The sequence below is a fragment of the Alphaproteobacteria bacterium genome, assembly GCA_030680745.1.
Lineage (GTDB): Bacteria > Pseudomonadota > Alphaproteobacteria > JAUXUR01 > JAUXUR01 > JAUXUR01.
The window spans coordinates 1-21,163 of the sequence record JAUXUR010000030.1; the positions used below are offsets into that span (position 1 = coordinate 1).

The window sequence follows — 21,163 nt, forward strand, 5'->3', positions numbered from 1 at the left end:
ATAAAATGTTTTCCATTACAGGATGGAACACTATATCAGGAGAGAACAATATAGTTCCTGAAAAAGTATATGTAACATTAACGAAAGAAAATGATGATCCTCTTTATTTTGAGGCATTACAAATTAATCGTGCGGATGTTAATAACCATTTTGGACAACCAAACACAACAGATTCAGGATTTTCAAGGATTATAAATACTAAATCTCTTAAAGGTGAATATGTTGTTGGTGTCGCTCGGTTAAATAAAGGGCGTCTTGAAAAATGTCAGATACAAAAAAGAGTGCAGATAAATGATTGAAAAATCAATCAATCAAAAAATCATTCTTCCAGGTGGTGCAGGTCTTGTGGGCCAGAATCTTGTGGCACGCTTGAAATCAAAAGGGTACAACAACATTGTTGTTCTTGACAAACATCGTGCTAATCTTTCGATCCTCAAACAGGTTCAGCCAGATATTATAGCCGAATATGCAGATTTGGCTGAAGCTGGTTCATGGGAACGACATTTTCAGGATGCTGACGTTGTGGTAATGCTGCAAGCGCAGATAGGTGGTAATGAATATCAAGAATTTGTGCGCAATAATGTGGATTCCACACGATTGATCTTACATGCTATAAAATCTAACAATATTAAAAAACTGGTTCACATAAGCTCTTCTGTTGTTGAATCTTCGGCTGATGATTTCTATACAAATACAAAAAAAGACCAAGAAAAAATTGTGTTATCTAGCGGTATTTCATGTCCTATATTACGTCCTACTTTGATGTTTGGTTGGTTCGATCGGAAACATCTTGGATGGCTTTCTCGATTTATGAAAAAAACGCCAATTTTCCCCATACCTGGCCATGGTCGTTACATGCGTCAGCCACTTTATGCAGGTGATTTTTGTAATATCATCATTAGTTGCATTCAAAATGATATTTCTGATGGTATTTATAATATCTCTGGTCATGAAAAAATTGATTACATTGATATGATTCGTGAGATAAAAAAAGCCACAAATGCAAAAGCAATGGTCGCAAAAGTTCCCTATAGTATGTTTTATGCGCTTCTTCGGATCTGGGCGCTCTTTGACAAAAATCCTCCATTTACGACACAGCAATTGGCGGCATTGTCAGCAAAAGATGAATTTGAAGTTATTGATTGGCCACAAATTTTTGGTGTGCCTTATACATCTTTTACAAAAGCGATTTATGAAACTTTTAATGACCAAACCTATAGCAAAATAGTGTTGGAGTTTTAAATATGAAACAAAAAATCGCTGTCTTAGGAGCAGGTCCAATGGGATTGGCTGTAGCCTATCAATTAGCACGTGATGGCCATCACCCCATCGTTTTTGAAGCAGATGACAGAATAGGCGGCATGACAGCTGCGTTTGATTTCTCCGGTCTATCCATTGAACGTTATTATCATTTTCATTGTATTTCTGATTATGGATTTCTGCAGATGCTTAGCGAACTAAATATTGCTAACAAGATGCATTGGGTTGAAACAAAAATGGGATACTGGTATCAGGGGAAATTGCAGCCTTGGGGTAATCCTATAGCTCTTTTGAAATTTAAGGGATTGGGTATAATTGCTAAATTTCGCTACGGTCTCCATGCTTTTTTAAGTACAAAGCGTAATGGTTGGAAACCGTTAGACAATGTTAATGCCATTGACTGGATAAAAGGATGGGTTGGACAAGAAGCCTATGAAACTTTGTGGCGCAGATTATTCGATTATAAATTCTATGATTATAGTAACAATCTATCGGCAGCTTGGATATGGAGCCGTATTCGTCGCATAGGAAGATCTAGATATAATTTATTTAAGGAAAAATTGGGCTATCTTGAAGGAGGTTCAGAAACCTTACTTAAAGCAATGCAAGAATACATTGAAGCAAATGGTGGTGAAATTCGTCTTAAAACACCCGTGAGCAAAGTTGTTATTAAAGACACCAAAGTGTATGGAATTGAAGTTAACGGAAATATGGTGCCTTTTGATAAAGTAATTAGCACAATTCCTTTACCTTATGTTCCTAGAATAATGCCAGATTTACCTGCTGACATTCTAACCCAATTTAAAACAAAAAAGAATATTGCGGTTGTATGCGTTATTGTTAAATTAAAAAAAGCTCTTACTGAAAATTTTTGGCTTAATACAAATGATCCAGATATGGATATACCAGGTTTGGTTGAATACACTAACTTGCGCCCCTTGGACCATCATATCGTTTACGTTCCATTTTATATGCCTGGTGAGCATTCGAAATTTGCTGAGCCAGATCAAGCCTTTCTTGACAAAGTGCGTACTTATTTTAAAAAGATAAATCCTACACTTGAGGATAAAGATTTTATTGATTTGCGTGCAAGTCGTTATCGTTATGCGCAGCCAATTTGTGAACCAGGTTATCTGAATACGTTACCGCCAGTTGCATTGCCTGTTGAAGGATTATGGGTGGCGGATACGTCTTATTATTATCCTGAAGATCGAGGAATTTCTGAAAGTATTGCCTTTGGAAGAAATATGGCCAAAGAGGCGACTAAATGATTCAACAATTTGTATCCCGCCAGTTTTTAATTTTTTTGGTAACGGGTGGAATAGCGGCGACTGCCAATTTTTCTTCTAGAATTTTGTATAACTTATGGATGAATTTTTCTTCAGCGGTGATTCTTGCTTATATCACAGGAATGATTACTGCCTTTATACTTGCTAAAATTTTTGTGTTCAAGGAAAGTAAACAATCAACGCATAGGTCTATCCTTCTGTTTATCTTAGTAAATATGTTTGCATTAGTGCAAACATGGGTTGTAAGTATGGTTTTAGCTTATTATGTTTTTCCAGCCATGAGTGTTACATTATTTGCAAATGAAATTTCCCATGCCGTTGGTGTGATTATACCGGTTTTTACAAGTTATGTAGGGCATAAGCGCTGGTCATTCCGTTAATAAGGCCCAGTAGTAAGATCTGTGCTATTTAGTGCCACTTGGGTAAAATATAACCTTAAATTGGGAATTTTTTGATAACACTCTCATATCCAGTTTGAGCATCTGTGATAGAGAGTTTTGAGTAAACCTCTAGGGATTGTCTGCTTTCGTGACCAGAATAAGGCTGAATAAGAGCGTCATCTATGCCTTGTTTTTTGAGCCACGTGAATAAAAAATGTCTTAGTTTATGTGGAGAGATTGCTTGAGGAAGACCTGCCTCTTTTGCATAGTTCGCAAGTATTTTTCTGATTCCTCTATCTGTATACAACTTTTTGTGACTGGATTCAAAAAGATAAATCGCCCCTTTTTGAGCCATAGAATAGGCATGAATGGCAAGTATTTGATATACAGCCAGTAAACATGTAAAAATAGCACATAAGGATTTTAAAACACCCCTTGAGACCATGCGTAGCAATGGTTTCCGACGATTTTTCGCTTCTCAATTTTCAATCAAAAATTTTTAGTTTTTTGATTCGCTCAACATCCATTGGCTTGGCATCTAAATCAAGCACAAAATCCTCAAAACGCTTTATGTGACGCGTTAAATATGGGCTAAGTCGAGTCATATCTTCCATGGTAATAATGATACCATCTTTTTGTAGTCTATGAATTGTATCAGTCCAGTAAACGTGTAAAACTAGGATATTGGGAATTAAAAACGCCTCATAAGACATTGATAAACAACGATTTTAAGATTATTCGCTTGTCATCGTTATGTGTTCTATGATTTTTACTTTTTTATACAGATGCTTCAGATATTGCCCTATAATAGACGGACCGTGAAATGTTTGCCATGGTGCAGATTTGGTTCACAGAGAATTCTCCTGATTTTTTAAGGGAGAGTATCGTTTCCAGCTTTGTTGGAGTCAGGGATTTAGGCCTTCCTCCCTTTCTTCCTTTTTGATGGGCGGCATCAAGACCAGCTTTTACGCGTTCGCGGATCAGTTCTCGTTCCATTTCTGAAAATGCAGCACACATGCTAAAAAGAATCATACCCAATGGTGTCGTTGTATCAATGTTATTCTCAAGCGATACAAATTCTACGCCTTTAGCTTTAAAGTCATTAATTAATTCGACCAGTTTTATCATTCTTCTACCTAATCGATCTAGGCGTACGACGTACACAATATCACCTGGACGCAGTTTTTCAATTAGGCGATTCAGTTCAGTTCTATTATCTTTTGCTCCAGAAATTTTCTCTTTAAAAACTTCATTGCATCCAATCTCATTCAGCTTTTGGATTTGAATGTCCAGACTTTGGTCATTTTTTGAAACCCTTGCATAACCAAATTTCATCAAATATCTCCTCATGTGTGGTTTGTATATAAATAACTGTTCCTAAAACATAAAAATTTTTATATTCTGGGGAAATAGTTTTGGAACTAGTATTGGCATATTCGTTTTACTGTTTTTTTATAAAATTTGCAACAATTTTTATTCGTTCCACAATCAGGTGTTTTTGGGATACAAAATCATGACTTCTATCGATCGCACAGCATATCCAAATTTAAAGGCCACCCAGATTATTTCTCAAAAAACATTGACGGATAATTATTCGCTAAATAAACACGAGCTTGATTATATACAAGGTTCTGTACGAACTAACAAATTGCGCTTGCATTTTTCCTTACAATTTAAAACGTTCCAAAATCTTGGACTCTTCATTGATTTGGAACAAGTTCTACAAATAATTGTCAATTACATAAGAAAACAATTGGCTGCCCCGCATAATTTTCAGCTGCCATCTATAAAATCAACAACTCTCTACAGGCACCGTCAATCTATCAGACAATACTTGGGATGGACACCATGGGGATTTAAAGGTCCAAAATCTGCCAGGCGTTTTGCAATTCAATCTGCCTATAAAGCTGCTCAAACACTCAATCTTCCCGCTGATATTATTAATGTGGTCATTGAAGAGCTCAAAATAAATCGCTTTGAAATACCGGCTTTTAGCACGTTATGTCGACTGGTTCGTCATGTGCGTTCAAAAGCCAATAGGGTTCTATTCCAACAAACTTTTAATCTTCTTACTCATGAAAAATTAATACCAACCTTGGATGAACTTATGGTCGTTCCTGACGGCAAAACATATTCTCTTTATCAGGCACTAAAAGAGCCCCCCAAAAGCCCACGAATAAAAGATTTCAAAGAGCAAATTTGCCATCATTCTTGGGTAGATACCCTTGGGAATATGAGTTCCTGTCTTAAGAATATATCAAAGCAAAAATATCTACAATTTGTACAAGAGGCAAAATCATTAGATGTAAGCAATCTAACGGATATATATGATTCAAGAAGGTACACCTTAATGGCTTGCCTGATTGATTATGCGCAAAAAAAGACAAAGGATAACCTGGCAGAGGTATTTTGCAAAACAATGGCTACGGTTCATAAACGTGCCCGAATTAACCTCACTAAATTAAGAGAAAAGGCAACCGATCAAACACAGGAGATAGCCTTGTTTGCCAATAGTATTTTGGGGATGTTTAAGGATGATTCATCAGATCAAGATATGTTTTTTAAAAATGTTAGTTCCACCATAAAAGAAAATGGTGGTGTTGATGAACTAATGAAAATATGTGATCATATCATCGCTTGCCACAGCAACCAACACTATCCCCTCCTCTGGAAGTATTTTAAATCAAAGCGCGTTGCCCTCTTTGACGTTGCTGAAACGATTCAATTTGGCTCCAGCACCCAAAGAATCAACCTCATAAATGCCCTTAATTTTTTAATATCCAATCGTCAAAAACGTTCAGAAACAATCAAAGCTCCTTCAGACTTATCCTTGGATTTTATTTCAGATATCTGGCGTAAATTGATTTACGAGGGAAAATCTGAAAACAATAAATTAAAGCGTCGCTACTTTGAAATGTGTGTCTTCACCTATTTGTCATATGAGCTTACATCTGGTGATATTTTTATTGAGGGCGCGGATTCATTCTCGGACTACCGAACGTCCTTGTTGAGCGTAGGAGAATGCCAAGAGATTTTGGCAAAAGAGCAGGAATCAGCGATTCTGCCCTTTAATGGAGACGATTTCATAGAGGATCTCAAAAAAGAGTTGATTGATAAGTCCAAAGCTTTTGATGATCTCTACCCCAGCCTTTCAGACTTTATTATTGATGATAATGGGGTTGGATCCCTAAAAAAAACACCAACAGTGAAGCCAATTCCTAAAACATTGGAGCTTGTGGCACAAATCAAAAAGAACATGCCTGAACGCACTTTGTTGGACATTTTGTGTTCCACTCAGCACATTACAGGCTGGTCTTTTGAATTTGGTCCCTTATCTGGATCAGAGGCTCGTTTTGAGGAACCAATAAACCGCTACATTATAAACACTTTTTGTTATGGAACTGGCATGGGGCCAACTCAAACAGCAAAACACGTGCGTAGTGATACAGAGGTCACGCCACATATGCTATCTTGGATTAATCAACGCCACGTCACTATAAATTCCCTAAATAAAGCCAAAGACCGCGTTGTTAATTTTACAAAAGATTTCCCCATAACCAAGGCATGGGGGGATGGGAGTCGGTGCGCAGCAGATGGAACATTGCGCGATATTTACGAGGACAATATCTTAGCAGAATCTCATTTCCGTTACATGTCCAAAGGTGGCATTTGTTATAATCATGTCGCCGACACCTACGTGGCCATGTTCTCTACTTTTATGCGGTGCGGCCTATGGGAAGCCGTGGCTATTCTGGATGGACTTTTACAAAATGACTCCACCATCAAGCCGACTACCATTCACGCTGACACACAAGGCCAATCTACTGTTGTGTTTGGTCTTGCCCATCTTCTTGGAATCAAGCTCATGCCACGTATACGGAACTGGAAAAATTTGATTTTTTACAAAGCTAACCCAGATATTCTTTACAAGAATGTCGACAAGCTCTTTTCAGAGAGCATTGATTGGAAACTCATTAAAACCCATTGGCCGGACCTAATTCAGGTAGTTCTCTCTATCAAATATGGAAAAATATCTTCAGCCCTATTGCTCAAGAAACTTGGGACATACAGCCGGAAAAACAAACTTTATCAAGCATTTCAAGAACTCGGCCGAGTTATAAGAACCATATTTCTTTTGGAATACCTTTCGAACCTAAAATTACGTGAAATTATTACTGCCACAACCAACAAAGTAGAAGCATACAATGAGCTAAGCTCTTGGGTTTTCTTCGCAGGCGATGTTATCGTTTCCAGCAATGATCCCGAAGAAATGGAGAAAGCTATAAAATACAATCTGCTCATTAGCAATTGTGTTATCTTACATAACATAATTGATCTGACTGATACAATTCATAGACTACAAAAAGATGGTATCGTCATTACCATGGAGGATATGGCTCGACTTAGCCCATATTTAACGCGTCACATAAAGCGTTTTGGGGATTTTGTGCTTGATTTAGATGCCAAGCCAATGGATGCTGAGCGAATCAAAAAACTAAAAATTTTTGATTGAAAATTGAGAAGCGAAAAATCGTCGGAAACCATTGCTACGCATGGTCTCAAGGGGTGTTTTAAAATCCTTATGTGCTATTTTTACATGTTTACTGGCTGTATACCTATTTCTTTAAAACTTGATGGAAACGGAACTATTCTATCTTTTTTACCTTTTCCTTGATTGATCCTAATTTGACAGGCCTCAAAATCCACATCTGTAATTTTTATTTTTATGAATTCACTCACACGAACCCCTGTATATAGGGGTTAGGGGAGTAGTGGAACCGTAAATGGGTTCTGTCGCATCTGTGTGAGTTAAGTAAAATTAGATAAACAATCCACCTCTTTTTGATACACTACGCCATTAGAGTGCAAAAATTCTGAAAAGCTGATAACGAAGAATCATGTCCTATGACCTGACCTTTTTGAATCATACGAATATTTTCAATACCAGAGATTGTTTCTTTAGCCGAATAAAAATTCTTAAATCCTAATGTTGGTTTGGTTCGTTTTTTAACAAATCGATGATCTTGCTCTATAAGATTATTAAGATATTTGATTTGTCTAATTTCTATTTTTTCTTCTTCAGGCGCTTCTTTGTTGAATGACTCTAAAGCGGCTTTGTTGCTGGCGCTTTTATCAATATTAATCTTCTTAGGTACCTTGTTTTCTTTAAATGCTTTTTTAAAAAATGCCTTAGCAGCTACTGCGTCTCGGCGTGCCCTAAGAAGAAAATCAATTGTATTTCCTTCACTATCGACAGCTCTATAAAAATAAACCCATTTACCATTTAATTTAATATAGGTTTCATCCATTCTCCAGCTTCCATTGACTGGCTTTTTACGCTTTCTAACGCGTTTATCAATCAGAAAAACAAAGCGTTTAACCCATCTTTGTAACGTTGAATGATCAATCTTAGCGCCTCTTATAGACATCATTTCCTCGAGTTCACGATAACTTAAGGAAAATCTGCATTTCATATACACAAATAACATGATTACAGAAGGCGAGGAGCAAAATCCCTTAAAATGATACAGCAGCTTTGATGATATATTCTGCATTTATATTGACCTTTCGTTTTAGACAATTTATTCCTTTTTTACTCCTCATTCAACAGATGCGACAGAACCAAAAGTTTGCTCTATGGGAATATCTGCATGAATCTTTTTGATAAAACAGAGGGACAAAAGAAAAATAATGGATAATTTTTTCATTGGAAACACAACATTCATTTGAAATTAATGATACCGAATCGTAGAATGATGTTGCAAAAAAGTCAAATTTTAATTTTATAATTAATAAGCACTGAAAAAATCTAAACCTTCAGTAATTCTTCGATTTTCTCAATCAATACATTGCCCAGATGCTCAACATCAACAATGGTTAATGCATGCGCATATGATCGTGTTACATCGTGACCAATGCCAATCGCCACAAGTTCAACATCCGATCTATTTTCGATCCATTTCGCGCAATCGGTTAAATGACGATCTAAATAATTACCGGGATTGACAGATAAAGTTGAATCATCCACGGGGGCACCATCTGATATAACAATCAAAATGCGTCTTTGTTCTGTGCGATGGCTAAGGCGTTGATAAGCCCAAAGAAGTGCTTCTCCATCAATGTTTTCTTTAAGTAAACCTTCGCGCAACATCAAACCCAAGGAACGTCGTGCACGTCGCCAAGGTGCATCCGCTGCTTTATAAATAATATGACGTAAATCATTCAAACGGCCCGGGTAATCTTGCTTTCCTTCACGAATCCATTTTTCACGTGATCTGCCACCCTTCCAATTCACAGTTGTATAGCCAAGAATTTCAACTTTAACTTCACAACGCTCAAGTGTGCGTGCAAGGATATCTGCACACATTGCAGCAATGGCAATGGGTTTACCACGCATTGATCCTGAATTATCAATGAGTAACGTTACAATTGTATCTTTAAAAGGCGCTTCTTTTTCTTTACGGTATGCTCGCGGTGACAATGGATTCGTAATCACACGATGTAATCGTTGACTGTCCAAAAATCCTTCTTCTAAATTACAATCCCAAGATCGTGCTTGTTTGGCCAATAATCGTCGCTGCAACCGATTGGCAAGACGTGTAATACGTAAAGACAATTGATCTAATTGTTGATCAAGCAAATGCCTAAGTCGTGTTAATTCTTCTGGATAACAAAGATCTTCAGCATGAATAATTTCATCAAATTCACTTGTAAAAATTTGATATTGAAGATCTTTGTGACCTTCAAAAAAGGGATAAAAAGGATTTTCGGCACTTTGAGCTTTATCATGATGGGAAAAAATGCTCGATCGTTCAAGAATTTTACTGGGACCTGCATCACCCGATTCTTGTTTGCGTTGTGCAAATCCTTGGGCAGGCGAATAACCTGAGGATGTTTTGTTTTTATCCTGTTCTTTTTGACCTGATTTTGATTTCTTGCCGCCTTTATCTTTTTCAGAATCCTCTTCTGGATCAGTATTTGAATGCGATGTAAAATCACCTTCTAAAGGCAAAATTTTAATAAAATCTTTAACGATTTCAGCAAATTTTACTTGATCTTTAATTTCAGCTGATAATTTTTGAAAATAATTTCCATAATGCTGACGTAATTCTGTTTCCCATAATTTTACAATAGGATAGGTCTTTGCTTCTGGTTTTAAGCCCGTTACTTTTTCCCACAATAAAAGCCTAAGCGATTCAATGAGTGTTTCAGGGTTTTTAATAGGCTCTATCTGACGAATGTCAACGCTATGCGTTAATGCTTCGTGTATATTATGGGCAATGCCTTTGTAATTTTGTGCACCAATGGCTGAAACACGTAAAACTTCTAAGGCATCAAAAAGCGAGGATGCGCGATCTTCTTTTGGTCTTAATTGAAGATGTTCATCCTTATTATGGTGCTTTAACCATAAAGCTGCAGCGTCAGCTTCACCACGACTTAGGGTGATTTCGTTTAAATTTTCAGAAGTGCTTGGCGCATAAACGCGGCCTTGAAGATGACCTTGCCTGCGCATCAAATGAAAATTGTCTTTGGTGAATTCAATTTTAGCAAGATGATCCCCAGAAACAGCCCTATAAGCTGCTGATATAATTTGCTTAAATTCTTGCTGAGGATCCTCTTTTTTCGTCATTTAGCAATTATACTTTCTTGGAGCTCTTGCCCAAAACAACGTTGAAAATATTCTGCAATGATAGATTTTTCGATATCATCACAACGATTTAAAAAGCTAACTCTGAATCCATAAGCGATATCCTTAAATATTTCAGTGTTTTCAGCCCAAGTAATTACCGTTCTTGGTGACATCACCGTTGAGATATCACCTGCAATAAAACCAGTTCGGGTTAATTGCGCAACCGATACCATGGATTTAATTTTTTCACGCCCTTTGTCAGTATCGTAACTAGGTACACGTGCTAAAACGATATCCATTTCCTCTTGATGACTTAAATAATTTAGTGACACAATAATGTTCCAACGATCAAGTTGTCCTTGATTCAATTGTTGCGTCCCATGATATAGACCTGTTGTATCTCCCAAACCAATTGTATTGGCTGTTGCAAAAAGCCTAAAAGCTGGATGCGGTTTCACAACCCGGTTTTGTTCTAAAATTGTCATCTTGCCTTCAGTTTCAAGCACGCGCTGAATCACAAGCATAACGTCTGGTCGTCCAGCATCATATTCGTCAAATACAAGGGCTACTGGATTTTGCAATGACCAAGGTAAAATACCTTCTTGAAATTCCGTTACTTGCTTGCCTTCATTCAAAACGATTGTATCGCGTCCCACAAGATCAAGTCTGCTGATATGACTATCCAAATTGATGCGTACACAAGGCCAATTAAGACGTGCCGCCACTTGTTCAATATGCGTGGACTTACCTGTACCGTGATAGCCTTGAATCAGAATGCGTCGATTGAACGCAAAACCTGCTAAAATTGCCAAGGTTGTTTCTGGATCGAAGCGATAGACAGGATCAATATCGGGTACAAATTCGCTTGTTTGACTAAAAGCAGGGACACTCCAATCACAATCAAAACCAAAGCTTTGACGAACCGAGATCCGAATATCGGGTTGATCTAAAGAATGCGCTAAAATAGGGTTCATGATTGCCGCGTCTTTCCTTGTTGAACGAGATAATCGCGTAATAATGCATAAGCATTATTCACTTGTTTCAATTTTTCGATATTTTCGTCTGTTGCCCCCATTAAATCGGGGTGATATTTCTTCACAAGATCTTTATATGTTTGACGTAATTTATCAAGCGCAAAAGGAAAATGAAGATTAAGAACAATCAACGATTGTTTGATATTTTCAGGGAGCTTAATCATAATTGGATCATGATTATAATCGGAAGGATTTAATTTTCCATGCGATCCAAAAGGCCAAGTTGGTTTTTGAAGGACAGCATCTTCTTTTAAATGAGCTTCAATTTGGTTCATGTTCATACCTGCATAATAATCCCATTTAGCATTATAATCACGAATATGCGGCATACAGAACCAATAATATTGTTGTAACGTTTGTTTTGATTGAGGTGCTTTAAATTTACCAATGCCATGACAGCCTGGAAAATCACATAATTTTTCAGAATCGTTAGATTTAGGGTCATTCAAAATAAAATATTTTAAATTGACTTCGATTTTTTTTGTTTGCGCCATGGCTCATTCTCCAACTTTTATATCTTAACGTTTGTTGAAAAAATCAGCAATACTTCTGGAGACGATAAAAATCAAAAAAGCATTCTTCTTATAAAAATGTATGTACGTATGTTATTCTTTAGTTTTTTTCGTTTCTAAATGTCGTCTTAAAGGTTCTCCAAACATTGCACCGTGGAAATTCAAGCGCATTGTAAGAATACGTGTGAAGAAACACCCAATAACTGAAATGACGACTAGGTAAAAAATGAAATTTGGATCAGCGCGTTCTTCCTGCCATATCAAGAATATCGCCATAATAAAGCCCCAAATGAGTGATACTTCAGCATAAAATGCACCTTTTAATGCATAAATATAATTATCGGATCGTAAAAGATCTCTTAATATACCGCCGCCTGCTCCTGTTAATGCACCGAAAGCTGGGCCCCATATCCATAATGGATCACTTTTAGTCACGACTGCAACAACAACACCTGAAACCGTAAAAGCTGCTTGCCCTAACGCATCGAAAATAACTAAAAATCGGTCTGCCGTCGAAATGCCAATCTTTTGTTTAGGCTGAGGGCTATTGTCAGTATGATTCATAAATTTTCGGACTACGTAAGGATATATAAAATGCGTAAATAAATACCCTATAATCACAACAGATAAAATAAGGATGGCATAAATAGGATTGCTTAAAATGCCAATCGGTTTTCGATCTACTATAATATCACGTAAAATACCACCTCCAACCGATGGAAGCGCTGCAAAGATTAAAGCGCCAAATAATGTTGTTCTTTCATGATAAGCGACGATTAATCCCGAGAGTGCAAAGGCAATTGTTCCGATAATATCAATGATAAGAAACCATGGACGATCAATTGTTTGAAGCAATAAAACAGGTAATAAATAACCTTTAATAATATGGCCATATTCACCAGATTTTTTTATTTCTGTAATAGCTTTATTGAATTCTTCGACAATTTTTGGTGTTGTTGATTTTTTGCTAAAAACAAGATGAATGTCAACGCCAACACCTAAATATTGTTCTTCTATTTTATCTCTACTGCCCATACGCCAAGCAATTGTTGAAGTGACTAATCGATCAGCAAAAAACGCATCAACATTACCATTAAGTAAGTTTTCAAGACTTTCCATATCATTGGCAGTTTTAGTAATATTCTTTTGATTTTCTGGATTTTTAATAAATTCATTAATACGTGGATCTGCATAAATAAAACCATCGACGACACTTACACGAAGATTTTTTTCTTTAATGCTGTCTAAGGATTTTTGGACGTCACCAAAATTGTATTTTGAAAGTTCTCCACGTCTTACGTAAAGTGAATTTTCTTCCCGTCTATAAGGTGTTGAATAATAAGCAAATTCAGCGCGTTCTTCTGTCCAAGTGGCGCCTGCTGCGAAATCTCTCTTTCCTGTTTTTATATCATCAAGATGTTGCTTCCAACTTACTTCTTCATAAAAGACATTATAGCCAGCTTTTTTGGCTATTGCTTTAACAAGCTGAACATCAAGTCCTGTAAGGGTTTTAAAGCCTTCGCCGCCTTCAACATATTGATAAGGATCCCATGGATACCATCCATTTTTTAGTTGTGTGTCTGTACGCTGCATCGCATTAGGTTGTTCAGGGAGTGCAACGGCAACATCAGTTGCAAAAGCATCGATAAAAAATAGGTTAAATAAAAAAAGTAAATAAAAAACAATTATTTTTTTATCTGACATAAAGTCAAAGCGTTTCATGGTGTTCCCTCAAGATAACAATATTTGCTATTATAAGCATATGTCTTTTTTTTGATGATACCAAATATCAAATTGATGTTCATGCAAAATTTGATAAGATGTGAAAAATAGTGATAGAGAAACACCACGGAGAAATACCTATGTATCTAACAGAACGCGTCAAAGCTATATTATCTCATTACGAAAGTGATAATCCCGGCACAAAAACAAATTTAGCGCGATTGCTTATGCATGGCAAATTGGCAGGCACTGGACATTTAGTCATTTTACCGGTAGATCAAGGTTTTGAGCATGGTCCAGCGCGAAGCTTTGCGGCTAATCCTTTTGCCTATGATCCCTATTATCACTATCAATTAGCAATCGATGCTGGTCTTTCAGCTTATGCAGCCCCTTTAGGCATGCTTGAAGTGGGTGCTGATCGTTTTGCAGGTGCTATCCCAACCATTTTAAAAATGAATAGTGCAAATTCCCTTCATCCTAGTGAAGAAGCACAAACACAAGCCATTACAGCAAGCGTTGAAGATGCTTTAAAGCTTGGTTGTTCAGCCATTGGATTTACGATTTATCCAGGATCGCCTGCGGCTTATGGGATGATGGAAGAAATAAAAGAACTTAGCAGAGAAGCAAAAGATTGTGGTCTTGCAGTGGTTATTTGGTCTTATGCACGCGGCGATGAAATTTCAAAAGCTGGTGAAACAGCCATTGATGTTATTGCTTATGCCGCCCATATGGCAGCATTACTTGGCGCTCATATCATTAAAGTAAAACCGCCTACCGAGCATTTAGAATTGAGTGCTGCCAAAAAAGTTTACGAAAAAGAACATATTCCTATTTCAACTTTGGCAGAGCGTATTCGTCATGTTGTTAAATGTTGTTTTAATGGGAAACGTCTTGTTGTTTTTTCAGGCGGTGATGCTAAAACCGATGAACAAATACTTGAAGAAATTAGTTCTATTAAATTGGGCGGTGGTACAGGATCTATTATTGGTCGCAACTCTTTCCAAAGACCACGTGATCAAGCGCTCGCACTTTTAGATAAAGTTATATCGATTTATTTAGAAAAAAATGAATCTTTAGTTGCAGTTGAACGCGGAAATTGGTAATCTTCCCAGTCAAACGATGTAGTTAAGAAGGACAAAACATGGAAAAAATCAGCGGCGGTGAATTACGTCCCGGCATTATTGTAAATTTTAAAAACCGGTTGCTGGTTGTTGTTAAAACACAACATGTGAAGCCTGGTAAAGGTCCAGCTTATATGCAAGCGGAACTTAAAGATATTCAATCAGCCACGAAATTAAACGAACGTTTCAGAACGGATGAAAGTTTAGAACGTGTGCGTTTAGATGAAACTGAATACCAATATCTTTTTGAAGACGGCGAACATTTAACCTTTATGGATCAAGAAACTTACGAACAAGTTACTTTATCCAAAGATCTTATTGGTGATCAGGTTGATTTTCTTACAGAAGGTATGGTTGTTTCTGTTTCTTCTTATCAAGGCGCGCCCGTTGGCGTTACTTTGCCAACAACAATCATCATGGAAATTGCAGAAGCTGACCCTGTTGTTAAGGGTCAAACAGCAACTTCGTCCTATAAGCCTGCTATTTTAACCAATGGCGTTCGTGTTATGGTACCGCCGCATATTGGTTCAGGTGTGCGCATTGTCGTCAATATTGCCGATCGTGAATATGTAGAGAGAGCAAAAGATTAATCCATGTCAGTTCGCTCTCCTTTAATTAACGTTATGGTCCAAGCGGCCTATAAGGCCGGTCGTAATCTTATTCACGATTTTGGTGAAGTTCAACATTTGCAAGTGTCTTTAAAAGGACCCGGTGATTTTGTCACCGCCGCTGATAAACGCACCGAAAAAATTCTACGCCAAGAATTGCATAAAGCAAGACCAAATTATGGTTTTTTATGTGAGGAATCAGGCGAAGAAATCGGTGAAAATCCAGACGTACGTTGGATCATAGATCCGCTTGATGGCACAACGAATTTTTTACATTCCATTCCGCATTTTGCGATTTCTATTGGCCTTGAAAAAGAAGGTTTCATGATTGCAGGTGTTATCTATGACCCTGTTAAAGATGAACTTTTTTGGGCTGAAAAAGGACGTGGTGCTTATGTCAATGACAGACGTATGCGTGTATCATCTCGTAAAAAACTGGATATTTCATTGATTGCAACGGGTATTCCTTTTGGGGCCCATGGTAATGCTGATGAATTTTCAGATCATGTTAAAAAAATTGCGCCTCAAGTTGCTGGTATCAGACGCATGGGGGCTGCATCACTTGATCTTGCTTATGTTGCTGCAGGTCGATATGAGGGCTTCTGGGAAACGCATTTATATCCTTGGGATGTTGCAGCCGGCATGTTGATGATTGTTGAAGCAGGTGGCAAAATTACGCAATGTGATGGTCAGCCTTATAAATTGGGCGATTATTCTATTTTAGCGTCAAATATGGGGATTCATGAACCATTGGTTGAGATGTTTGCGTAAAACACGTAGTAAATTACTGAACGTATATTAACGTTCAGTAAGCCCAATTTAAATTTATTATATTTTAATGATGGATATTTATAGAATGAATAAAAGATTTTTTACTTTTTCATTAATTACAATTTTTTTAATAAATACTCCTATTTTTGCAGAGACAAAATGTTTCGTTGCCAAAGAAAAAACCAAAATTTTAGAACAGGTTGGTGATTGCGCACAACCTCATTCTCCATGTTCAACATTTAAAATTCCTTTGGCACTTATGGCATATGATGCCGGGATTTTAATTGATGAGACAAATCCCAAATGGGATTATAACGTTAAGCATGAACCATTATTGCCTGTACTAGTTGATATTTGGAAACAAAAACATGATCCCCTATTGTGGATGAAAAATTCATCCATTCCTTATTCTATGGATATAACAACGCGATTGGGACTTGAGAAATTTAAGACCTATGTTGATGCACTTAATTATGGCAATAAAGACATCATAGGCGATAAAGATAAAAATAACGGTCTTACCAATGCGTGGCTTTCAAGTAGTTTACAAATTTCAGGACGCGAACAAATCACATTTTTAGAAAAATTAATTGATAATAAACTTCCAGTCAGTGATAAAGCGCATGAAATGACAAAAAAAATTCTTTTTGTTGAAGATCTTCCAAATAATTGGAAACTTTTTGGCAAAACAGGTTCTGGTCGACTTCAAAACAAGGATGGATCACGTATTGAAGACCGACCTGTTGGATGGTTTATTGGTTGGCTTGAAAAAGAAAATCGCAACATTGTTTTTGCACATTACATTGAAGATGATCAAAAATTCAGTACACCTGTTGGTGTACGCGCTAAAGATAGTGCGAAAGATAAAATATTGAAATTGATTGATACTGAAAAAAAATAAAAGCCAAGAAATAATCTTCTTGGCTTTTAACTATTTGATTTTAACCTTCAGTATCAACTAAAGATTGTATGTAACGTTCATTACGATAAAAAACACCTTTTTGGATTAATTGCATAATCTGCTGATGAATAGATTTATAGGCTTCAAAATCTTCTTTAATCTCTTTAATCAAAGATCTAGCTGCTATAAGCTGCTCATTTATTTTTTCAGTGTAAAAACAAAATCATTAAATTAATTGATGTAAATAATAATAAAAAATTATGAACATTTAACAAAAAATTAATTATGTTATAATTATAATAGAGAATATAAGCTTTTTAAAAATCAAGGGGGATCATCATGTCACGCAAAACTTATAAATTCGTATTTCTTGCCTCAATCATAGCGATTTCATCTGTTTCATTTTCTAGCTTTGCAGCAGAAACACCTTTAAGAGAAAGTTTAGCTGATAGTAAATCAGGATTAATAGCAGGTCCTGCCAATCCAAACGTACAAAATGCGGGTGAAAGCGAAGCCGCTTACAAAGCAATGATTCGTAATACAGACATTAAGATTGCTTCGATGGAAAAAGCTTTGGAAGAAGGGATGAAAACTAAAAAAGCTGAAATTGCCGATAAAACGAAAGAGATTGACTTACTTAACAAAATGCAAAAATCTTTAAAAGATCCAAAAACAAAAGAAGATTATAAAAGAAAACTCATGGCGGCTATGGCAGAAGAAAGAAGCCTTCAAAGTGCGTATGATAAATATGTAGCGATGGAACAGCAAAAAATTGCTTTATCGAAAGAAGTCAATGAAAGCGTCAAAGCAAAACATAGTGCTAAATAATTATCTAAAAATAAGCCTTGAAATAAGATTCATGTAATTTTATTTGGGGCTTATTATATCAAAAATGTAGGTTAGATTAGATGAATGTCAAGAAGTATAAATATTTTTTATATGCCTGTTTACACATAATTATTTTACGATTATATTCTGGATATTATAAAAATATTAGAAAGTATTAATATGAAAAAGACCATAGATTTTTTTATTACAACCATGGGATTGTATATTGCAATCTTAATAAAACCTTCATGTGCAGTGGAAGTAACATTTGGCTTTGAGGAGCCTGTTGCAAATTATATACAGAAAACAAAAAGTAAAACTTCTTGGTTTTACACTATTGAAACAGAATATCCTAATGGAGCAAAACAGGAGGTTGAAATTGAAAACAGTACGGCTTTAGGTAAGACAAGACAAAGATTACAAGAATATGATCTAACATTATCTGACAATTCTTTCAAAATAAAATTATTTTATGGGCAAGTACGCGCAAACATATTTTATGAACATGCTTTTAGTTTTTCAGTACCCAAAGATAAAGTTAAAAAAGGTATAACAAAAATTCGTATTTTCTTTAACTTAGATATGTCGGAAGAAAATAACCATCGTGCTGAAATTGCTAAGGTTGACTATGTTTGCGTATTGGATGTGTAAGATGTTAGTGTTAATCTGCTAAGTACAATTGCTGATAAGTAATAACGCTAAAAATTTTTTGGGCTCAGTCTAGGACATTTATCCGAAAATGGTAAATGTCCTTTTCGTATCCACCTTATATCCTGAACAATCTTTACAAATGCAATTTTGTGCTTATATGAATCTATACAGGAACAATAGAAACAAATAGAGATTAAAATGACAAAAGAAAATTTTCAGTTTCAAGCAGAAGTCAGCCGATTGCTCGACCTCGTAACACATTCCCTTTATAGCGAAAAAGATATTTTTTTAAGGGAATTAATTTCAAATTCCTCTGATGCTAGTGACAAAATGCGTTATATCGGTTTGACCGATGCGCAGAAACTTGAAAATGATACACAATTCAAAATTAAAATAATTCTTAATAAAGATGATAAAACGCTTACCATTTCTGATAATGGTATTGGGATGTCCAGGCAAGATCTTATCGATCATTTAGGGACAATTGCACAATCAGGTACGGCTAAATTTTTAGAAACACTCAATGAATCTAAAAATGCTGTCCAGCTTATTGGTCAATTCGGTGTTGGTTTTTACTCAGCTTTTATTGTTGCTAGTGAAGTTCACGTTCATTCAAGAAAAGCAGGTGTTGACAAAGCCTATGAATGGGTGTCAGATGGAAAAGGCGCTTACACGATTGAAGAAAAACAAAAAACAAATCGTGGGACAGATGTTGTATTAAAGCTTAAAGAAGGTGAAGAGGGTTATCTTGAGTTTCATTACCTTCAAGAAATCATTAAAAAATATTCAGATCATATTGCTATCCCTATCGTCCTTATGAGCGATAAAGGCGAAGAACAGCTTAATAAAGCGTCAGCGCTTTGGACAAGGTCGAAAGCTGACATTACGACAGAAGAATATAAAGAATTTTATCATCATATTTCACATCTTTATGACGAACCTTGGGATCGTTTACATTTCAAAGCTGAAGGTATGATCGAATATGCGGCGCTCCTTTATATTCCATCCGAACGTCCTATGGATTTATTCCATCCTGATCGTAAACATCGCGTTAAATTATTTGTGAAACGTGTTTTTATCACCGATGATTGCGATGAGCTTATCCCAAGTTATTTGCGCTTCTTAAAAGGTGTTATCGATTCAGACGATTTACCTTTGAATATTAGCCGTGAAATGCTTCAAAAAAATCCCGTTCTTGCTAAAATTCGTCAAAATGTAACTAAAAAAGTATTGGATGAACTTCAGAAAAAATCTGAAAATCTTGAAGATTATACAAAATTTTGGACAAGCTTTGGTGCAGTTTTAAAAGAAGGTCTTTATGAAGACTTTTCTCATCGTGAGCAACTTTTAAGATTAGCACGTTTTCATTCGTCAAATAGTACCGATCTTATTTCATTAGAGGATTATGTCGCGTCTATGAAAGAGGGTCAAAACGAGATTTATTATTTGATTGGTGATAATCTTGATAATCTTAAGAAAAGTCCGCATCTTGAAGGCTTTATGTCCCAAGGTATTAATGTGTTGTTGTTGATTGATCCAATCGATGATTTCTGGATTCCTTCTATTGGTTTCTTCAAGGATAAAAAGCTACAATCCATCACAAAAGCAAATTTAGAGAAAAATCTTTTTGATACACAAAAAGATGAAACAAAACCTGAAAATGAAAAAGGTTTAGAATCTCTTAAAATAAAATTGCAGCTTGCATTACAAGGTAAAGTGAAGGAAGTCCGCTTTAGTCACCGCCTTAAGGAAAGTATTTCGTGTCTTGTTGCCGACGATAATGACATGGATATAAGATTAGAACGTTTGTTGCGCCAACATAAGCAGCAAGTGAATGAAGCGCAAAAGATTCTAGAAGTCAATGCGCAACATCCTATTGTTCAAAACCTTATAACAATCGTCGATCAAGGCGATAAGCAAATTCTTATAGACGAATTAGCGCATATTTTTTATGCTCAAGCTGTTATAACGGATGGCGATCAATTGTCTGACCCTAAGGATTATGTTTCACGCGTTAATAAACTTTTAGAGCGTGCTATAGGTTGTTAATACTTTTTTAACGATTATTATTTACAATGGTCAGTATAGACCTCTAACAAAGGAGTACTGACCATGCGTGTTATCTTGTCATTGAGTTTCATTTTATTAGTAGTGCTGAGCGTTGTTAACGCCAAATTTCTTGTCGCTGCATCAAAAGATCCAATAGAAATCAAAAAAGAAGTTCTTTCTTTAGAAAAAGATAAGCAAGCATCAAAAAAAGATGATGCTGAAAAAGATGAAGATCAAAAAAAAGGACAAGATTTTGGGTCACCCGGAAATTTATCTGAACAAGCAGCAGCAAGTATGGCTTCTGTAACGGCGGGTACTTTTGTTATGTCGGATGGTGTTACGCAAACATATTCGTCAAAATAACGTATGATGTGAATTTAGCTATAATATATTTTTTATTGATCTTG

At 36.2% G+C, this 21,163-nt stretch carries 20 protein-coding genes and 2 pseudogenes; 13 read left to right on the forward strand and 9 right to left on the reverse strand.

Going from position 1 to position 21,163, the window contains the following annotated elements:
* From Q8L85_02645 to Q8L85_02660, 4 genes are all read left to right on the forward strand, one after another.
* A partial coding sequence (locus tag Q8L85_02645; protein ID MDP1723582.1) for a hypothetical protein occupies positions 1 to 299 on the forward strand: 299 nt, incomplete at its 5' end.
* Complete coding sequence (locus Q8L85_02650) at positions 292 to 1,242, forward strand: NAD-dependent epimerase/dehydratase family protein (GenBank protein ID MDP1723583.1); 951 nt, start codon at positions 292 to 294, stop codon at positions 1,240 to 1,242. The genes Q8L85_02645 and Q8L85_02650, both read left to right, overlap by 8 nt.
* A gap of 2 nt (positions 1,243 to 1,244) precedes the next feature.
* Complete coding sequence (locus Q8L85_02655; GenBank protein ID MDP1723584.1) at positions 1,245 to 2,531, forward strand: NAD(P)/FAD-dependent oxidoreductase; 1,287 nt, start codon at positions 1,245 to 1,247, stop codon at positions 2,529 to 2,531.
* Positions 2,528 to 2,929 (forward strand): GtrA family protein, encoded by a 402-nt coding sequence (locus Q8L85_02660; protein ID MDP1723585.1) that lies wholly within the window; start codon positions 2,528 to 2,530, stop codon positions 2,927 to 2,929. The genes Q8L85_02655 and Q8L85_02660 overlap by 4 nt, the downstream gene beginning before the upstream one ends.
* Positions 2,930 to 2,984: 55 nt before the next feature.
* On the opposite strand, the pseudogene Q8L85_02665 reads toward Q8L85_02660, so the two are convergent.
* Together Q8L85_02665 and Q8L85_02670 are read right to left on the reverse strand one after the other, a co-directional pair.
* Positions 2,985 to 3,311: pseudogene (locus Q8L85_02665) on the reverse strand (tyrosine-type recombinase/integrase).
* Between the two features lie 395 nt (positions 3,312 to 3,706).
* Positions 3,707 to 4,264, reverse strand: coding sequence for a recombinase family protein (locus Q8L85_02670; GenBank protein ID MDP1723586.1), 558 nt, complete (start codon positions 4,262 to 4,264; stop codon positions 3,707 to 3,709).
* Between the two features lie 178 nt (positions 4,265 to 4,442).
* On the opposite strand from Q8L85_02670, the gene Q8L85_02675 reads away from it, so the two are divergent.
* Complete coding sequence (locus tag Q8L85_02675; protein MDP1723587.1) at positions 4,443 to 7,442, forward strand: Tn3 family transposase; 3,000 nt, start codon at positions 4,443 to 4,445, stop codon at positions 7,440 to 7,442.
* A gap of 107 nt (positions 7,443 to 7,549) precedes the next feature.
* Here the strand turns inward: Q8L85_02675 and Q8L85_02680 are convergent.
* From Q8L85_02680 to Q8L85_02705, 6 genes and pseudogenes are all read right to left on the reverse strand, one after another.
* A pseudogene (locus Q8L85_02680) lies at positions 7,550 to 7,687 on the reverse strand (tyrosine-type recombinase/integrase).
* 92 nt (positions 7,688 to 7,779) lie between these two features.
* On the reverse strand, positions 7,780 to 8,484 hold the full coding sequence (locus tag Q8L85_02685; GenBank protein MDP1723588.1) for an IS6 family transposase: 705 nt from the start codon (positions 8,482 to 8,484) through the stop codon (positions 7,780 to 7,782).
* 254 nt (positions 8,485 to 8,738) lie between these two features.
* Positions 8,739 to 10,559, reverse strand: a complete 1,821-nt coding sequence (locus tag Q8L85_02690) for a cobaltochelatase subunit CobT (GenBank protein ID MDP1723589.1) — start codon at positions 10,557 to 10,559, stop codon at positions 8,739 to 8,741.
* Positions 10,556 to 11,533 carry an AAA family ATPase gene (locus Q8L85_02695; protein ID MDP1723590.1) on the reverse strand — a complete coding sequence of 326 codons (978 nt, stop codon included), beginning with the start codon at positions 11,531 to 11,533 and terminating at the stop codon, positions 10,556 to 10,558. Before Q8L85_02695 ends, Q8L85_02690 begins: the two co-directional genes overlap by 4 nt.
* Complete coding sequence (locus tag Q8L85_02700) at positions 11,530 to 12,087, reverse strand: J domain-containing protein (GenBank protein MDP1723591.1); 558 nt, start codon at positions 12,085 to 12,087, stop codon at positions 11,530 to 11,532. The genes Q8L85_02695 and Q8L85_02700 overlap by 4 nt, the downstream gene beginning before the upstream one ends.
* Before the next feature lie 111 nt (positions 12,088 to 12,198).
* Positions 12,199 to 13,827, reverse strand: a complete 1,629-nt coding sequence (locus Q8L85_02705; GenBank protein ID MDP1723592.1) for a transporter substrate-binding domain-containing protein — start codon at positions 13,825 to 13,827, stop codon at positions 12,199 to 12,201.
* A gap of 140 nt (positions 13,828 to 13,967) precedes the next feature.
* On the opposite strand from Q8L85_02705, the gene Q8L85_02710 reads away from it, so the two are divergent.
* The 4 genes from Q8L85_02710 (at position 13,968) to blaOXA (ending at position 17,228) form a co-directional block, all read left to right on the forward strand.
* Positions 13,968 to 14,930, forward strand: a complete 963-nt coding sequence (locus Q8L85_02710; GenBank protein ID MDP1723593.1) for a class I fructose-bisphosphate aldolase — start codon at positions 13,968 to 13,970, stop codon at positions 14,928 to 14,930.
* Between the two features lie 38 nt (positions 14,931 to 14,968).
* Positions 14,969 to 15,538, forward strand: coding sequence for an elongation factor P (gene efp / locus Q8L85_02715; protein MDP1723594.1), 570 nt, complete (start codon positions 14,969 to 14,971; stop codon positions 15,536 to 15,538).
* A 3-nt stretch (positions 15,539 to 15,541) separates the two neighbouring features.
* On the forward strand, positions 15,542 to 16,327 hold the full coding sequence (locus Q8L85_02720) for an inositol monophosphatase family protein (GenBank protein ID MDP1723595.1): 786 nt from the start codon (positions 15,542 to 15,544) through the stop codon (positions 16,325 to 16,327).
* A gap of 85 nt (positions 16,328 to 16,412) precedes the next feature.
* Positions 16,413 to 17,228, forward strand: coding sequence for a class D beta-lactamase (blaOXA, locus tag Q8L85_02725; protein MDP1723596.1), 816 nt, complete (start codon positions 16,413 to 16,415; stop codon positions 17,226 to 17,228).
* Between the two features lie 40 nt (positions 17,229 to 17,268).
* On the opposite strand, the gene Q8L85_02730 is transcribed toward blaOXA, so the two are convergent.
* Positions 17,269 to 17,400, reverse strand: coding sequence for a hypothetical protein (locus Q8L85_02730; protein MDP1723597.1), 132 nt, complete (start codon positions 17,398 to 17,400; stop codon positions 17,269 to 17,271).
* 167 nt (positions 17,401 to 17,567) lie between these two features.
* On the opposite strand from Q8L85_02730, the gene Q8L85_02735 reads away from it, so the two are divergent.
* From Q8L85_02735 to Q8L85_02750, 4 genes are all read left to right on the forward strand, one after another.
* Positions 17,568 to 18,056 (forward strand): hypothetical protein, encoded by a 489-nt coding sequence (locus Q8L85_02735; GenBank protein ID MDP1723598.1) that lies wholly within the window; start codon positions 17,568 to 17,570, stop codon positions 18,054 to 18,056.
* A 180-nt stretch (positions 18,057 to 18,236) separates the two neighbouring features.
* A complete protein-coding gene (locus Q8L85_02740) occupies positions 18,237 to 18,707 on the forward strand; it encodes a hypothetical protein (protein MDP1723599.1) in 471 nt (156 codons plus the stop codon).
* A gap of 198 nt (positions 18,708 to 18,905) precedes the next feature.
* Positions 18,906 to 20,756 (forward strand): molecular chaperone HtpG, encoded by a 1,851-nt coding sequence (gene htpG / locus Q8L85_02745; GenBank protein MDP1723600.1) that lies wholly within the window; start codon positions 18,906 to 18,908, stop codon positions 20,754 to 20,756.
* A gap of 63 nt (positions 20,757 to 20,819) precedes the next feature.
* Complete coding sequence (locus Q8L85_02750; GenBank protein MDP1723601.1) at positions 20,820 to 21,119, forward strand: hypothetical protein; 300 nt, start codon at positions 20,820 to 20,822, stop codon at positions 21,117 to 21,119.
* Positions 21,120 to 21,163 lie beyond the last annotated feature (44 nt).

Excerpts from the sequence above, each read along its gene's own strand:
- Q8L85_02650 (MDP1723583.1), top strand. The coding sequence starts at position 292 with ATGATTGAAAAATCAATCAATCAAAAAATCATTCTTCCAGGTGGTGCA.
- Q8L85_02655 (MDP1723584.1), top strand. The coding sequence starts at position 1,245 with ATGAAACAAAAAATCGCTGTCTTAGGAGCAGGTCCAATGGGATTGGCT.
- Q8L85_02660 (MDP1723585.1), top strand. The coding sequence starts at position 2,528 with ATGATTCAACAATTTGTATCCCGCCAGTTTTTAATTTTTTTGGTAACG.
- Q8L85_02670 (MDP1723586.1), bottom strand. The coding sequence starts at position 4,264 with ATGAAATTTGGTTATGCAAGGGTTTCAAAAAATGACCAAAGTCTGGAC.
- Q8L85_02675 (MDP1723587.1), top strand. The coding sequence starts at position 4,443 with ATGACTTCTATCGATCGCACAGCATATCCAAATTTAAAGGCCACCCAG.
- Q8L85_02685 (MDP1723588.1), bottom strand. The coding sequence starts at position 8,484 with ATGCAGAATATATCATCAAAGCTGCTGTATCATTTTAAGGGATTTTGC.
- Q8L85_02690 (MDP1723589.1), bottom strand. The coding sequence starts at position 10,559 with ATGACGAAAAAAGAGGATCCTCAGCAAGAATTTAAGCAAATTATATCA.
- Q8L85_02695 (MDP1723590.1), bottom strand. The coding sequence starts at position 11,533 with ATGAACCCTATTTTAGCGCATTCTTTAGATCAACCCGATATTCGGATC.
- Q8L85_02700 (MDP1723591.1), bottom strand. The coding sequence starts at position 12,087 with ATGGCGCAAACAAAAAAAATCGAAGTCAATTTAAAATATTTTATTTTG.
- Q8L85_02705 (MDP1723592.1), bottom strand. The coding sequence starts at position 13,827 with ATGAAACGCTTTGACTTTATGTCAGATAAAAAAATAATTGTTTTTTAT.
- Q8L85_02710 (MDP1723593.1), top strand. The coding sequence starts at position 13,968 with ATGTATCTAACAGAACGCGTCAAAGCTATATTATCTCATTACGAAAGT.
- efp (MDP1723594.1), top strand. The coding sequence starts at position 14,969 with ATGGAAAAAATCAGCGGCGGTGAATTACGTCCCGGCATTATTGTAAAT.
- Q8L85_02720 (MDP1723595.1), top strand. The coding sequence starts at position 15,542 with ATGTCAGTTCGCTCTCCTTTAATTAACGTTATGGTCCAAGCGGCCTAT.
- blaOXA (MDP1723596.1), top strand. The coding sequence starts at position 16,413 with ATGAATAAAAGATTTTTTACTTTTTCATTAATTACAATTTTTTTAATA.
- Q8L85_02735 (MDP1723598.1), top strand. The coding sequence starts at position 17,568 with ATGTCACGCAAAACTTATAAATTCGTATTTCTTGCCTCAATCATAGCG.
- Q8L85_02740 (MDP1723599.1), top strand. The coding sequence starts at position 18,237 with ATGAAAAAGACCATAGATTTTTTTATTACAACCATGGGATTGTATATT.
- htpG (MDP1723600.1), top strand. The coding sequence starts at position 18,906 with ATGACAAAAGAAAATTTTCAGTTTCAAGCAGAAGTCAGCCGATTGCTC.
- Q8L85_02750 (MDP1723601.1), top strand. The coding sequence starts at position 20,820 with ATGCGTGTTATCTTGTCATTGAGTTTCATTTTATTAGTAGTGCTGAGC.